This is a genomic window from Pseudomonas sp. W5-36, assembly GCF_046540455.1.
Classification (GTDB): Bacteria; Pseudomonadota; Gammaproteobacteria; order Pseudomonadales; family Pseudomonadaceae; genus Aquipseudomonas; species Aquipseudomonas graminis_B.
Genome location: NZ_JAXCIQ010000021.1, coordinates 43,372 through 57,685, shown reverse-complemented (window position 1 = coordinate 57,685; position 14,314 = coordinate 43,372). Strand labels below are relative to the sequence as shown.

Sequence of the window (14,314 nt, the reverse complement as noted above, 5' to 3'; positions counted from 1 at the left end):
CCACAGGAAACCGTTCATGAGCAAAACCCGTATCGCGTTCATCGGCGCCGGCAACATGGCCGCCAGCCTGATTGGCGGCATGCGCGCCCAGGGCGTCGACGCTGAGCTGATTCGTGCCAGCGATCCTGGCGCAGAAACCCGCGAGCGCGTGGCAAAAGAACACGGCATCAAGGTGGTCGCCGACAACGCCGAAGCCATCGAAGGCGCCGATGTAGTGCTGCTGGCGGTCAAGCCGCAAATGATGAAGTCCGTGTGCGAAGCGCTGAAACCGGCGCTCAAGCCTCATCAACTGATCGTGTCGATCGCCGCCGGGATTACCTGCGCCAGCATGCGAGCCTGGCTGGGCGAGCAACCCCTCGTGCGCTGCATGCCGAACACGCCCGCACTGCTGCGCCAGGGTGTCAGCGGCCTGTACGCCACCGCCGATGTCACTCAGGCACAGCGCGAGCAGGCCGAGACGTTGCTGTCGGCGGTCGGGATTGCCCTGTGGGTCGATGAAGAAGCACAGATCGACGCGGTGACTGCGGTATCAGGCAGCGGCCCGGCGTATTTCTTCCTGCTGATCGAGGCGATGACCGCCGCAGGCGTCACGCTCGGGCTGCCGGCTGACGTTGCCAGCAAGCTCACCCTGCAAACCGCGCTGGGCGCCGCACTGATGGCCACCGGCAGCGACGTCGATGCGGCAGAGCTGCGTCGCCGAGTGACATCGCCTGCGGGCACCACCGAAGCGGCCATCAAATCGTTCCAGGCCGATGGCTTCGAAGCCATTGTGGAGAAGGCGCTGGGCGCTGCCGCACATCGCTCCGCCGAACTCGCCGAACAGCTGGGCAAATAAGGAGCAACACATGAATGCACTCACCGGCGCCACGATTTTCGTCATCCAGACGCTCATCAGCCTGTACCTGACCATCGTTCTGCTGCGCTTCGTGCTGCAGCTGGTCAAAGCCAACTTCTATAACCCGCTGTGCCAGTTCGCTGTTCGTGCGACCCAGCCGTTGCTCAAGCCTATCCGGCGCATCGTGCCGAGCGTTTTCGGGCTCGACACGTCCTCGCTGCTGCTGGCGATCGTCATTCAGGCGCTGTTGATGGCCTTCGTGTTGATGATGACCTACGGCACCATCGGCGATATCCCGCACCTGTTGATGTGGTCGATCATCGGCATCACGTCGCTGCTGCTGAAGATCTTCTGGGTGGCGATGATCATCATGGTCATCGTGTCGTGGATTGCTCCGGGCAGCCACAACCCGGCGGCCGAGCTGGCCTATCAGATCAGCGAGCCGATTCTGGCGCCGTTCCGCCGCATCATCCCCAACCTGGGCGGCATGGACATCTCGCCGATCTTCGCCTTTATCGCGATTCAGGTGCTGCAGTCCTACGTCATGCCTGCGCTGGCGGCCTATGCCGGCATGCCGCAAGAGCTGTGGCGTTTGATCTGACAGCCGCCGCATGCAGCCAATGAGAATGCGGTAACTCTGACCGTAGGACCGGCTTCAGCCGGGAAGCTTTTGATCTTGGGGCGACGGCACCAGCAGCCGTCGCCCTTTTCCTCGCCTAATGAATGTCGCGCGGGCAAAAATCCAAAGCGTCACCCTCCGCGCATTCAGCCATTTAGTTTGTTGCCGCACCCCGGCGCGATCTTTAGACTTACGCCTCATTTCAGCGAGAGCAGGTCGATGTCCACGGTCTTTCCCAAAGATTCTGTCGGTCTAGTCACGCCGCAAACGGCGCATTTCAATGAGCCGCTGGCCTTGGCCTGCGGGCGTTCGTTGCCAGCCTACGATCTCATCTACGAAACCTACGGTCAGCTCAACGCCGCCAAGAGCAACGCGGTGCTGATTTGCCACGCGCTTTCGGGTCATCACCACGCGGCGGGCTATCACAGCGCCGAAGATCGCAAGCCGGGCTGGTGGGACAGCTGCATCGGGCCCGGCAAGCCGATCGACACCGATAAGTTCTTCGTCGTCAGCCTGAACAACCTCGGCGGCTGCAACGGCTCCACCGGCCCCAGCAGCCTCAACCCGGAAACCGGCAGACCTTTTGGTGCCGACTTCCCGGTGTTGACGGTCGAAGACTGGGTGCACAGCCAGGCGCGTCTGGCCGACCGGCTGGGCGTCGATCAATGGGCGGCCATCGTCGGCGGCAGTCTGGGCGGCATGCAGGCGCTGCAATGGACGATCACCTACCCCGAGCGCGTGCGTCATTGCCTGGCGATTGCTTCCGCGCCCAAGCTGTCGGCGCAGAACATCGCGTTCAACGAAGTCGCGCGGCAGGCGATCCTGACGGACCCGGAATTCCACGGCGGCTCGTTTCAGGAGCACGGCGTGATCCCCAAACGCGGCCTGATGCTGGCGCGCATGGTCGGGCACATCACGTACCTGTCCGATGATTCGATGGGTGAGAAATTCGGCCGGGGCCTGAAGAACGAAAACCTCAACTACGACTTCCACAGCGTGGAATTCCAGGTCGAAAGCTACCTGCGGTACCAGGGCGAGGAGTTTTCCGGGCGCTTCGACGCTAACACCTATCTGCTGATGACCAAGGCGCTGGACTACTTTGATCCGGCCGCCAACTTCAACGACAACCTCGCCGCCACTTTCGCCAATGCCAGCGCCAGGTTCTGCGTGATGTCGTTCACCACCGACTGGCGCTTCTCCCCGGCCCGCTCGAGGGAACTGGTCGACGCGCTGATGGCGGCGAAAAAGGATGTCTGTTATCTGGAGATCGATGCGCCCCAGGGACACGACGCCTTCCTGATCCCGATCCCGCGCTACTTGCAGGCCTTCTCCAGCTACATGAACCGAATTGCACTCTGAGGACACCATGAGAGCCGACCTGGAAATCATCCAAGACTGGATACCGGCAGGCAGCCGTGTGCTCGACCTCGGCTGCGGCGACGGCGAATTGCTCGCCTGGCTGCAGGAGCACAAGCAAGTGACGGGCTATGGCCTGGAAAACGACGCCGACAACATCGCGCGTTGCGTGGCGCGAGGCGTCAATGTCATCGAACAGGATCTGGACAAGGGGCTGGGCAACTTCGCCAGCAACAGTTTCGATGTGGTGGTCATGACCCAGGCGCTTCAGGCCGTGCACTACCCGGATCGCATCCTCGACGAAATGCTGCGCGTCGGCCGCCAGTGCATCATCACCTTTCCCAACTTCGGGCACTGGCGCTGCCGCTGGTACCTGGCGAGCAAAGGGCGGATGCCGGTTTCCGAATTCCTGCCGTACACGTGGTACAACACCCCGAACATCCACTTCTGCACCTTCGAAGATTTCGAAGAGCTGTGCCGGGGTCGCTCGGCGAAGGTCATTGATCGGCTCGCGGTCGATCAACAGCATCGGCACGGCTGGGCCAGCAAGCGTTGGCCTAATCTGTTGGGTGAAATCGGCATCTACCGCGTCAGCAGCCCAGGCTTGCAGGACCATCAGATTGCCGTGTGACCTGCGCCGCAGGGCGTTAAAGCCCTGTCGGCCAGCGCCAGCACTCAGGTAAAAGCGGGCAACGGCCACACACTGGCTCAGCTTCAATCAGCAGATTTTCACGCAGCCGATTTTCACGGACTCATCATGAATCTCACCCAGCTTGTACTGGCCAGCCATAATGCCGGCAAACTCAAAGAACTTCAGGCCATGCTCGGCGCCAGCATTCAGCTGCGATCGATCGGCGAGTTCAGCACCGTGGAGCCCGACGAAACCGGGCTGTCGTTCGTCGAGAACGCCATCCTCAAGGCGCGCAATGCCGCACGTATTTCCGGACTGCCGGCGCTGGCCGATGATTCGGGGCTGGCGGTGGATTATCTGGGCGGTGCGCCGGGCATCTATTCCGCGCGTTACGCTGACGGAAAGGGCGATGCGGCGAACAACGCCAAATTGCTGGACGCCCTCAACGACGTCCCTGCCGAACAACGCGGCGCCCAGTTCGTCTGCGTTCTGGCCCTGGTGCGCCACGCCGACGACCCGCTGCCGATCCTCTGCGAAGGCCTGTGGCACGGCCGCATCCTCACCGCCGCCAGCGGTGAGCATGGCTTTGGTTATGACCCATTGTTCTGGGTGCCGGAGCGCAACTGCTCGAGCGCCGAACTCACCCCGGCCGACAAGAACCAGATCAGCCACCGCGCCCGCGCCATGGCCATCCTGCGTCAGCGTCTGGGGCTGAGCCCTGATCAGCAATGACTCAGGATTCCACCACCCGGCCGCTGATTCTCGGCGCGGCCGGCTTCACGACAGAGCCGTCGCGGGCGCCCCTTGCCGAGCTGCCGCCGCTGTCGCTGTACATCCATATCCCATGGTGCGTACGCAAATGCCCGTACTGCGATTTCAACTCCCACACGGCGAGCCCGGTGTTGCCGGAGCAGGAATACGTCGACGCGCTGCTGGCCGATCTCGACCAGGACCTGCCCCACGTCTACGGCCGCGAGCTGAGCACGATCTTTTTCGGTGGCGGCACGCCCAGCCTGTTCAGCGCCGATGCGCTGGGCCGCCTGCTGAGCGGCGTTGAACAACGCATTCGCTTCGCCCCAGACATCGAGATCACGCTGGAAGCCAACCCCGGCACCTTCGAGCAGGTGAAATTCAGCGCCTATCGCGGTCTAGGCATCAATCGTCTGTCCATCGGCATCCAGAGTTTTCAGGAGGCCAAGCTCAAAGCGCTGGGGCGTATCCATAACGGCGATGAGGCCGTGCGGGCTGCCGACATGGCGCGTCGGGCGGGTTTTGATAATTTCAACCTGGACCTTATGCACGGTCTCCCGGACCAGTCCCAGGAAGACGCCCTCGGCGACCTGCGTCAGGCGATCGCCCTCGCCCCGACCCACCTGTCCTGGTATCAGCTGACCCTTGAGCCGAACACGGTGTTCTGGAATCAGCCGCCCACGCTGCCGGAAGATGACATCCTTTGGGATATTCAAGAGGCCGGTCAGACGCTGCTTCGGGAAAACGGCTACGGCCAATACGAAGTGTCGGCCTACGCCCAGCCGGGACGCGAAGCACGGCATAACCTGAATTACTGGAGCTTCGGGGACTTTCTCGGGATCGGCGCGGGCGCCCATGGCAAGCTCAGCCATCCGGACGGGCGCATCATCCGCACCTGGAAAACCCGATTGCCCAAGGATTACCTCAACCCGGCCAAGGCTTATCAGGCTGGCGAAAAGCTGCTGCCACTGGATGAGATGCCCTTTGAATTCCTGATGAACGCCCTGCGCCTGACAAAGGGCGTGGACGCTGCATTATTTCAGCACCGCACCGGTCTAAGCGTCGATTCGCTGGCCAGCGCCCGTCTTGAGGCCGAACAACGCGGCTTGCTGGAGACCGATCCGTCACGGCTGGTGGCGACCGCTCGCGGCCAGTTATTCCTCAACGACTTGCTGCAGCACTTTCTTCTGTAAGGCTCAACATTAAGGACACTGAATGGAATTCGTACTCGACTTGCTGGCCACCGTCTCGCGCTGGAGTCGCAGCAATTTGTCGGAAATCGCCTTGGCGTTGGTGGGCTGCCTGCTGATTCTGTTCGGGACCGACATCAAGGGCTGGATCGAAGGCCGCCTCGGCAGCTTTGCCGGCGCGTTGCGCATTCCGATCATGGCGCTGCTCTGCACTGTTGGCAGCGGCGCTGCGCTGATTTATGCCACGCCGTGGGTCGTGCGCGGCCTGAGCCAGTTCAACAACTACAGCCTGGCGCCGGTGTTGGCGGTGGTGCTGGTGTTGATCGGGGTGGTGGCGGATCGGAAATAACCGACCGGAATGCAAAAGCGCCCTTGCCCGCGATGGCGGGAAGGGCGCTCAAGAAATCACACTCCGCTGTTGCCGAGTGCGATCAATCCATCAGCGAATGCTCTGGATGCTGCCTTTGTTGCCGGTCACTTTTACGTTCACTTGCTTGAAGATGAAGTAATCGTTGACGGTGACTTCATAACGCGGCGCGACGATCAGGTCGGAACCGGACGATTTGACCGCCTTGAACGCTGCGGCTGCTTTGGTGGAGGAGATCGGGTCCGGCAGAGGAAGGCCCATGCCACCGCCGCTCGCGCCGCCGTAGGTCACGCCGTCCGCAAACTGCGTGTCGCCGCCGATGTTCAACCAGCCGAACAGAACATTGGTGGATGACTCGCCGCTGATGGCTTCACCGACTTTGACGTCAGCCTTCAGATCAGTCTTCACGTCGCCGGACAGCGAAGCGCTTGGCTGGCTGACGTTGTAGCTGACACAGCCGCTGGTGGTCGCAATCAGCGTGGCGATCGCAGCCATTTGCCAAAACTTGTTCATCTTTATTCCTCGTCATCGATATGGATATATGCAACGGCGAGGACTATGAAGATCAGAACTGAAAATGGATGTCGGACGATTCCGAAGACCCTGTAGCCTTCTTAGGAAGAAATCGAAGGGTTCGTCGTACAAGGCAATTATCGGCTGAAATGTGCTGTAGAAACTCAAAAGCGGCCGCTATTGGGCCGCTCCTGGTCAAGAAGTGATCAGGCCAGCTTCTCGAACTTCAGATCCCAGACCCCGTGACCGAGGCGTTCGCCACGGCGCTCGAACTTAGTGATCGGACGTTCCGCAGGGCGCGCAACGCATTTGCCGTCCTCGGCCAGGTTGCGGTAACCCGGGGCCACATTCATGACTTCCAGCATGTATTCGGCATACGGTTCCCAGTCGGTCGCCATGTGCAGCACGCCGCCCGGCTTCAACTTAGTGCGCACCAGTTCGGCAAATTCGGCTTGAACGATACGGCGCTTGTGATGGCGCGACTTGTGCCACGGGTCCGGGAAGAACAGCATCAGCCGGTCCAGGCTGTTGTCGGCCACACAACGGTTGAGCACTTCGATCGCATCGCAATCGTAAACGCGCAGGTTGGTGAGACCTTGGGTCAGCACGCCGTTGAGTAAAGCGCCAACCCCCGGACGGTGCACTTCCACGCCGATGAAATCCTGCTCTGGCGCGGCGGCGGCCATTTCCAGCAGCGAGTGCCCCATGCCGAAACCGATTTCGAGAGTGCGCGGGGCCGAACGACCAAACACTTCGTCGAAATCAACGGGGGCGTCCGCCAGCGGCAGCACGAACAACTCCTTACCCTGATCCAGGCCACGTTGCTGACCTTCGGTCATGCGACCGGCGCGCATCACGAAGCTCTTGATGCGGCGGTGATGGCCGTCATCGCCTGGCGCTTTGGCATTTTCGTCATTCATCACTTCATCGTCCGGAAGTGGGTCGGGCGTTTGCGAATCAATCATCAACAGGCTCTTACTTGATCAGACCATCCAGCGGCGAGGACGCGCTGGCATAGAGTTTCTTGGGCATACGACCGGCCAGGTAAGCCATGCGTCCCGCCAGAATCGCGTGTTTCATGGCTTCGGCCATCAGCACCGGTTGCTGCGCGTGAGCGATGGCCGAGTTCATCAGCACCGCTTCGCAACCCAGCTCCATGGCAATAGTAGCGTCGGAAGCAGTGCCGACACCCGCATCTACCAGCACCGGGACTTTCGATTCTTCGAGAATGATCTGCAGGTTGTACGGGTTGCAGATCCCCAGACCAGTACCGATCAGGCCCGCGAGGGGCATCACCGCGCAGCAACCGATTTCGGCGAGCTGGCGGGCAATGATCGGGTCATCGCTGGTGTAGACCATGACGTCGAAGCCGTCCTTCACCAGCGTTTCGGCTGCCTTGAGGGTTTCGATGACATTAGGGAACAGGGTTTTCTGGTCAGCGAGGACTTCCAGCTTGACCAGATTGTGGCCATCGAGCAGCTCGCGGGCCAGGCGGCAAGTGCGCACGGCCTCAATGGCGTCGTAGCAACCGGCGGTGTTCGGCAGGATGGTGTAGCGATCCGGCGGCAGCACGTCGAGCAGGTTCGGTTCGCCCGGGTTCTGCCCCAGGTTGGTCCGGCGCACGGCAACGGTCACGATCTCGGCGCCCGAGGCTTCGATGGCCAGTCGGGTCTGTTCCATGTCCGTGTACTTGCCAGTGCCGACCAGCAGGCGCGACTGAAAAGTACGACCGGCCACGGTAAACGGCTTGTCGCTGCGAACGTTGCTCATCTGAAATCCTCTTTACGGTTGAGGTTCTTGCAGTGCTTGCGGATCAGGCCGACAGCACGTCGAAGGCTAGCCGCCACCGATGGCGTGTACCACTTCGACCTGATCGCCCTCGGACAGCGTCGTGGCGGCATGCTGGCTGCGCGGGACGATGTCCAGATTGAGCTCGACGGCGACTCGGCGCCCGGTCAGATCCAGACGTGTCAGCAATGCCGAAACGGTCTCGCCGTCGGGCAGCTCAAAGGATTCACCGTTCAACTGAATGCGCATGCGAGGGGGCAGCCATCATTTTAGGGGGCGAGCATTCTAGCCCGATCGGGCGGTATGACCAAGGCTAAGCCACGCCATTCGTCTCAGGCGTGGCCGAGGGTTGCTGCGCGCTCGACATGAGCGCACGCATTCGGGATCAGAGCGTGTCGAGGCCCAGGCGCCAGGCTGTCCAACCGAGAATCGCCCAGCCGATCAGGAAAAACAGGCCGCCGAAGGGGGTGATGATGCCCAGCTTGGTCGCGCCGGTCAGCGTCATCAGGTAGAGGCTGCCGGAAAACAGGATGATGCCCAGTGTGAAGGAGATGCCTGCGTAGGTGACGAGCCGGCCCTGGATCTGCATCGCCAGCAGCGCCACGCCGAAAATTGCCAGGGCATGAATCAGTTGGTAGAGCACGCCAGTGTGGAAAACCGCGAGGTACTCGGGTGTCAGGCGGTTTTTCAGGCCATGGGCGGCGAACGCGCCAAGGGCGACGCCGGTGAATCCGAAGAAGGAGGCCAGCATCAGAAAGGTTCGTAACATGTACAACTCCAGGCAAGTTCAATGACGCGTCGTCTGTATAATGGCCCGCTCAACCGGTTCGGCCAAGCTATCTCTATGCTGCAATTACTTCTCCGTCGTGTCGCCAAAGGCCTGCTCTGGTTCGCAGCGGCAAGTGTCGTGCTGGTGCTGATTTTCCGTTGGGTCCCTCCTCCGTTCACTGCGTTGATGGTCGAACGCAAGATCGAATCCTGGTTCGACGGTCAGCCCATTGACCTGCAGCGCGACTGGGAGTCATGGGACAACATCTCCGATGACCTGAAAATCGCCGTCATCGCTGGCGAGGACCAGAAGTTCGCCGAGCACTGGGGTTTCGATATCGACGCCATTCAGGCGGCACTGGTTCACAACGAACGCGGCGGCTCCCTGCGCGGGGCCAGTACGCTGAGCCAGCAGGTGTCGAAAAACCTGTTTCTGTGGTCGGGCCGCAGCTACTTCCGCAAGGGCCTGGAGGCCTGGTTTACCGGGCTGATCGAGGTGTTCTGGTCCAAGCAGCGCATTCTGGAGGTGTACCTGAACAGCGTGGAGTGGGACGACGGTGTCTTCGGCGCCCAGGCCGCTGCGCAGCATCACTTTCATGTGAATGCGAGCCAGCTTTCCACGCAACAGGCGAGTTATCTGGCCGCCGTCCTGCCCAACCCGCGGGAGTGGAGCGCCAGCCACCCCACCAGCTACGTCTCACGCCGCGCAGGCTGGATCCGCCAGCAGATGCGTCAGTTGGGTGGGGATGAGTATTTGATGGGGTTGAATCACAGTCGCAAGTGGTAAGCCCAAGTCTGGCTTTATAGCTTTCGTAGGACTGGCTTTAGCCGGGAAAGAGTTACGCGTCACGCCGCAATCCTAATGGTGCTCAACCCGGCCTCTTCCCGGCTGAAGCCGGTCCTACTCAGAAACCGCGTCCACCTTGCGGGATGGGCAGGGTCAGATTCGCGTTCACGCTGTTAGTAGTTTCCGCATCAGGCGCAATACATCCCAGAAACAAAAACGCCCCGATCACTTCGGGGCGTTTTGCGTTTCGGCGCAGCGATCAGGCAGCGATCGACAGCTTCAGCTTGTTCATCGCGCTCTTTTCGAGCTGACGAATACGCTCGGCAGAGACGTTGTACTTCTCGGCCAAGTCGTGCAGCGTGGCCTTTTCTTCCGCCAGCCAGCGCTGGTACAGAATGTCGCGGCTGCGGTCGTCGAGCACGTTCAACGCTTCGTGCAGGTTGGCCGTCGAGCTGTCAGTCCAGTCGGAATCTTCCAGCTGACGCGCCGGATCGTAGCGATGGTCTTCCAGGTAGTTGGCCGGCGACTGGAAGGCGCTGTCGTCGTCGGCTTCTGCCGCCGGGTCGAACGCCATGTCGTGGCCGGTCAGACGACTTTCCATCTCGCGCACTTCGCGGGGCTCAACGCCGAGGCTTTCCGCCACGCGATGCACTTCTTCGTTGTTCAGCCAGGCCAGACGCTTCTTCTGACTGCGCAGATTGAAGAACAGTTTGCGCTGAGCCTTGGTGGTTGCGACTTTTACAATGCGCCAGTTGCGTAGGATGAACTCGTGAATCTCGGCCTTGATCCAGTGCACGGCAAAGGACACCAGACGCACGCCCATCTCGGGGTTGAAGCGCTTGACGGCCTTCATCAGGCCAACGTTACCTTCCTGAATCAGGTCAGCCTGAGCCAGTCCATAACCGGAATAACTGCGTGCGATATGCACGACAAATCGCAGGTGGGCGAGCACCATCTGCCGAGCCGCCCCTAAATCCTGCTCGTAATAGAGACTCTCGGCCAGTTCACGCTCCTGCTCAGGCGTCAGCAGTGGAATGCTGTTTACCGTATGCACATAGGCTTCCAGGTTTGCACCCGGAACCAAGGCATAAGCAGGTTGCAAAGAATTGGTCATACGAAAAAACCTCCGACACATAACTCGTGCAGTTCAGCACTGCGAAATTGACCGGGAACCGCTAGACAAGTTCCCTCAGCTGAAAAGTCAATAGGTGAAACAAAATTTACTCAAAACACGTGACAACCCAACACTCACATCACTAACGAGGCGCCAGCTCTCTCAAATGGCGTGCCACTGCAATCCACGCACCGATATACCCCAACAACACCGCTCCAAGCAAGAGCGACACGCCGTCGGACACCGGCACTCCGGCAAGGGCAAAATCGCTGCCGTAGAGCCCAGCCAGTTTGACCACCGCATCGTTCAGCCAGTCTAGCCCAAAAGCCAGAACACCCCAGGAAAGCACCCCGGCGCCCAGCCCGTACAACGCCCCCATATAAAGGAAAGGCCGACGCACGTAGCTGTCTGTACCGCCTACTAACTTGATGACCTCGATTTCCGTACGACGGTTCTCGATGTGCAGACGAATGGTGTTGCCGATGACCAACAGCAGCGCCGCGACCAGCAAGACGGTCAGGCCGAAGACAAATCGGTCGCCCAACTTGAGAATAGCGGCCAGACGCTCAACCCAGACCAGGTCAAGCTGGGCCTGTTGCACCTTGGGCAACTCGGCCAGACGCGTACGTAATGCTTCCAGCGCGGCTTTGTCAACTTCCAGTGGCGTCACCAGCACAACGCCGGGCAGCGGGTTTTCAGGCAGTTCCTTCAACGCCTCGCCCAGACCGGACTGTTTCTGGAACTCGTTCAGTGCCTCATCGCGGCTGATGTACTCGGCATCAGCGACGCCGCCCATTTCCTTGATCTGACGGACAAGACCCTCGCCTTCACTCGGCGATGCGTCCAGTTGGAGGTACAGAGATATCTGCGCCGCACGCTGCCACGAACCGCCCAAGCGCTCGACATTGTTCAACAGCAATGACAGGCCCATCGGCAAGCTCAGCGCGATGGCCATGACCAGACAGGTAAAGAAGCTACCGATGGGCTGCTTGCCGAGACGGCGCAGGCTGTCCAGCAGGCTTGAACGGTGGGCCTCGATCCAGGCGTTGAACAACTCGCCGAAACTCGGGCCGTCATCGTCATCGCGTTTCTTTTTCTTTTGCGGCGCCGGGTCTGAGGCTTTGGGCGCTACACGTTCGGAAACCTTGGGACTGCGGGTGGCACTCATACGCCAGCCTCCCCGTCGCCGATCAATCGGCCGCGCTGCAACGTCAGCATGCGGTGGCGCATCCGCGCGATCAGTGCCAGGTCGTGGCTCGCAATCAGCACACTGGTGCCCAGTCGGTTGATGTCTTCGAACACGCCCATGATTTCGGCGGCGAGTCGCGGGTCGAGGTTACCGGTGGGCTCGTCCGCCAGCAGCAGCGCCGGGCGGTGAACAATGGCGCGAGCAATGCCGACGCGCTGTTGCTGACCGGTGGACAAGTCGCCCGGGTACAGCTCTGCTTTGTCGGACAGCGCCACGCGCTCAAGGGCCGAATCGACGCGTTTGACCACTTCGGTCTTGGACAGGCCGAGGATCTGCAGCGGCAGCGCGACGTTATTGAACACCGTGCGATCAAACAGCAGCTGGTGGTTCTGGAACACGACGCCGATCTGACGACGCAAAAACGGAATCTGCGCGGTGCTGATCTGACCCAGATCCTGACCTGCCAGCAACAGCTTGCCGGTGGTCGGACGTTCCATCGCCAGGAGCAGGCGCAGCAAGGTGCTCTTGCCCGCGCCGGAATGGCCGGTCACAAACAGAAATTCGCCACGACGTACTCGAAAGCTCAGCTCATGCAAGCCGACGTGTCCGTTCGGATAGCGTTTACCGACCTGTTCGAAACGAATCATGGGCGCTCCCGCTCGGCGAATAGGGCTTGGACGAACGGTTCGGCTTCGAAGGTTCGCAGATCGTCGATGCCTTCACCGACACCAATGTAGCGAATCGGCAGGCCGAACTGCTTGGCCAGGGCGAAAATCACGCCGCCCTTGGCCGTCCCGTCGAGCTTGGTCAGCGCAAGGCCGGTGAGCTGGACGGTCTGGTTGAACTGCTTGGCCTGATTGATCGCGTTCTGGCCTGTGCCGGCGTCCAGCACCAGCAGGACCTCATGGGGCGCGTCGGCGTCGAGCTTGCCGATCACGCGGCGAACCTTCTTCAACTCTTCCATCAGGTTGTCTTTGGTGTGCAGACGGCCCGCCGTGTCGGCGATCAGCACGTCGATACCGCGCGCCTTGGCGGCCTGCACAGCATCAAAAATCACCGAAGCCGAGTCAGCACCCGTGTGCTGGGCGATCACCGGAATCTTGTTGCGTTCGCCCCAGACCTGCAGTTGCTCAACGGCTGCAGCACGGAAGGTGTCGCCCGCCGCCAGCATGACCTTCTTGCCTTCCAGCTGAAGCTTCTTGGCGAGCTTGCCGATGGTGGTGGTTTTACCCGCGCCATTGACGCCGACGACCAGGATCACGAATGGCTTGTGCTGCGAAGTGATGACCAGCGGTGCTTCCACTGGTTTGAGCATTTCGGTCAGTTCGTTTTGCAGCGACTTGTACAGCGCATCGCTGTCGGTGAGCTGCTTGCGCGCCACTTTCTGCGTCAGGTTGCGCACGATCGCCGACGTTGCTTCCACACCGACATCTGCGGTCAACAGCCGGGTCTCCAGCTCGTCGAGCATGTCGTCGTCGATGGCTTTTTTGCCGAGGAACAGGCTGGCCATGCCTTCGCCAAGGCTGGCGCTGGTTTTCGACAGGCCCTGCTTCAACCGCGCGAAAAAACCAGGCTGCTTGGGTGCGGGGGACCCTTCGAAAGGGACTGGCGGTACGTTGGTTTCAAGAACGGGCACGGCGGCCGCGGCTGGAACCAGCGGCGCAGTGGTCAACGGCGGCGTCAGCGCAGGAAGATCATTGCCGGAAACCGGATCAGGCAGCGCGACGGGGGTCGGCTCGATGGACGGAGCCACTTCAAACGAGCGGGTGTCGATGACCGCCGGCTGAGCGGGGGCTTGCGCCAATGGAGTCGCTGCGGATTCCACGTTGGACTCGGTGTGAACCGGAATCGACGGCGTAACGTGAGGCTCGCGCTCATCGGTGAAAGCCACTGGCTCTTCAGCAACAGGCAGGTGCAGCCAAGGATCTTCGACCGGGGCCGAAAGCGCTTCAGTCGTAGCTGTTTGTGGCAAGGGCTGCGGCGCGGTTTGCGGCGCGCGCTCGGCCGGGATGACCGGGGCGTTGTGCTGCTCAGCAACAGCCGGGGCCTGATCGGGCACGGACTCTGGCGCTGGTGCGGGGGTGTTCTGAGGCGGCTCGGGAGTGACTTCCTGCGGCTTTTTGCGCAGCCATCCGAACAGGCCTCTTTTCTCGCCAGCCGGGGCTGGGGTCTTCTTGTCGTCGTTGGAACCAAACATGGAGGACGGCTATCTCACGGTAACGACGCGCCAGAGCGGCGCCTCTGAAAAATTCTGTATGCGAAACAGACTGTAATCGAGCCCGCTTGTTCAGCCAGAGCCCTTCCGTTTACGCCTTTTGCGCATCGCCTTCCGGCACTGGACGAAGAGTCCTACGTCACAGCCATAGTCGCCGAGCGCACTGGCCGCTATCCTAACACCCCCGCGCCC

17 protein-coding genes are annotated in these 14,314 nt (G+C 61.0%); 8 read left to right on the top strand and 9 right to left on the bottom strand.

Features of this window, described 5'->3' with window-relative positions; translation table 11 throughout:
• Positions 1-16 precede the first annotated feature (16 nt).
• The 7 genes from proC to SLW74_RS24125 all read left to right on the top strand — a co-directional run bounded on the left by proC (position 17) and on the right by SLW74_RS24125 (position 5,730).
• Positions 17-835 (top strand): pyrroline-5-carboxylate reductase, encoded by an 819-nt coding sequence (gene proC / locus SLW74_RS24155; RefSeq protein WP_065991149.1) that lies wholly within the window; start codon positions 17-19, stop codon positions 833-835.
• A gap of 10 nt (positions 836-845) precedes the next feature.
• Entirely contained in the window at positions 846-1,436 is a 591-nt protein-coding gene (locus SLW74_RS24150; RefSeq protein ID WP_065991147.1) for a YggT family protein, read from the top strand.
• Positions 1,437-1,673: 237 nt separating this feature from the next.
• On the top strand, positions 1,674-2,813 hold the full coding sequence (locus SLW74_RS24145; protein ID WP_122624410.1) for a homoserine O-succinyltransferase MetX: 1,140 nt from the start codon (positions 1,674-1,676) through the stop codon (positions 2,811-2,813).
• Between the two features lie 7 nt (positions 2,814-2,820).
• Positions 2,821-3,441 (top strand): methionine biosynthesis protein MetW, encoded by a 621-nt coding sequence (gene metW / locus SLW74_RS24140; protein WP_065991140.1) that lies wholly within the window; start codon positions 2,821-2,823, stop codon positions 3,439-3,441.
• Between the two features lie 123 nt (positions 3,442-3,564).
• On the top strand, positions 3,565-4,173 hold the full coding sequence (gene rdgB, locus SLW74_RS24135; protein ID WP_410930375.1) for an RdgB/HAM1 family non-canonical purine NTP pyrophosphatase: 609 nt from the start codon (positions 3,565-3,567) through the stop codon (positions 4,171-4,173).
• On the top strand, positions 4,170-5,384 hold the full coding sequence (gene hemW, locus SLW74_RS24130; protein WP_410930358.1) for a radical SAM family heme chaperone HemW: 1,215 nt from the start codon (positions 4,170-4,172) through the stop codon (positions 5,382-5,384). Before rdgB ends, hemW begins: the two co-directional genes overlap by 4 nt.
• 22 nt (positions 5,385-5,406) lie before the next feature.
• A complete protein-coding gene (locus SLW74_RS24125; protein ID WP_410930357.1) occupies positions 5,407-5,730 on the top strand; it encodes a DUF3392 domain-containing protein in 324 nt (107 codons plus the stop codon).
• Positions 5,731-5,820: 90 nt separating this feature from the next.
• Here the strand turns inward: SLW74_RS24125 and SLW74_RS24120 are convergent, their stop codons facing one another.
• From SLW74_RS24120 to SLW74_RS24100, 5 genes are all read right to left on the bottom strand, one after another.
• Entirely contained in the window at positions 5,821-6,261 is a 441-nt protein-coding gene (locus SLW74_RS24120; RefSeq protein ID WP_065991133.1) for a hypothetical protein, read from the bottom strand.
• A gap of 206 nt (positions 6,262-6,467) precedes the next feature.
• A complete protein-coding gene (gene trmB, locus SLW74_RS24115; protein WP_410930374.1) occupies positions 6,468-7,181 on the bottom strand; it encodes a tRNA (guanosine(46)-N7)-methyltransferase TrmB in 714 nt (237 codons plus the stop codon).
• 55 nt (positions 7,182-7,236) lie between these two features.
• Positions 7,237-8,031: a thiazole synthase gene (locus SLW74_RS24110; protein ID WP_410930356.1), complete on the bottom strand. Its 795-nt coding sequence runs from the start codon at positions 8,029-8,031 to the stop codon at positions 7,237-7,239.
• Positions 8,032-8,097: 66 nt separating this feature from the next.
• Positions 8,098-8,298 (bottom strand): sulfur carrier protein ThiS, encoded by a 201-nt coding sequence (thiS, locus tag SLW74_RS24105; protein WP_065991131.1) that lies wholly within the window; start codon positions 8,296-8,298, stop codon positions 8,098-8,100.
• 136 nt (positions 8,299-8,434) lie between these two features.
• Positions 8,435-8,818 carry a DUF423 domain-containing protein gene (locus tag SLW74_RS24100; protein ID WP_065991125.1) on the bottom strand — a complete coding sequence of 128 codons (384 nt, stop codon included), beginning with the start codon at positions 8,816-8,818 and terminating at the stop codon, positions 8,435-8,437.
• A 75-nt stretch (positions 8,819-8,893) separates the two neighbouring features.
• Between SLW74_RS24100 and mtgA the strand changes: the two genes are divergently transcribed.
• Positions 8,894-9,604, top strand: coding sequence for a monofunctional biosynthetic peptidoglycan transglycosylase (mtgA, locus tag SLW74_RS24095; RefSeq protein WP_410930355.1), 711 nt, complete (start codon positions 8,894-8,896; stop codon positions 9,602-9,604).
• A 259-nt stretch (positions 9,605-9,863) separates the two neighbouring features.
• Here mtgA and rpoH read toward each other — a convergent pair whose 3' ends face one another.
• The 4 genes from rpoH to ftsY form a co-directional block, all read right to left on the bottom strand.
• Complete coding sequence (rpoH, locus tag SLW74_RS24090; RefSeq protein WP_065991120.1) at positions 9,864-10,718, bottom strand: RNA polymerase sigma factor RpoH; 855 nt, start codon at positions 10,716-10,718, stop codon at positions 9,864-9,866.
• A 142-nt stretch (positions 10,719-10,860) separates the two neighbouring features.
• A complete protein-coding gene (ftsX, locus tag SLW74_RS24085) occupies positions 10,861-11,886 on the bottom strand; it encodes a permease-like cell division protein FtsX (RefSeq protein ID WP_065991118.1) in 1,026 nt (341 codons plus the stop codon).
• Positions 11,883-12,554, bottom strand: coding sequence for a cell division ATP-binding protein FtsE (ftsE, locus tag SLW74_RS24080; RefSeq protein WP_037018829.1), 672 nt, complete (start codon positions 12,552-12,554; stop codon positions 11,883-11,885). The genes ftsX and ftsE overlap by 4 nt, the downstream gene beginning before the upstream one ends.
• Positions 12,551-14,104: a signal recognition particle-docking protein FtsY gene (ftsY, locus tag SLW74_RS24075; protein ID WP_410930354.1), complete on the bottom strand. Its 1,554-nt coding sequence runs from the start codon at positions 14,102-14,104 to the stop codon at positions 12,551-12,553. Before ftsY ends, ftsE begins: the two co-directional genes overlap by 4 nt.
• Between the last annotated feature and the right edge of the window lie 210 nt (positions 14,105-14,314).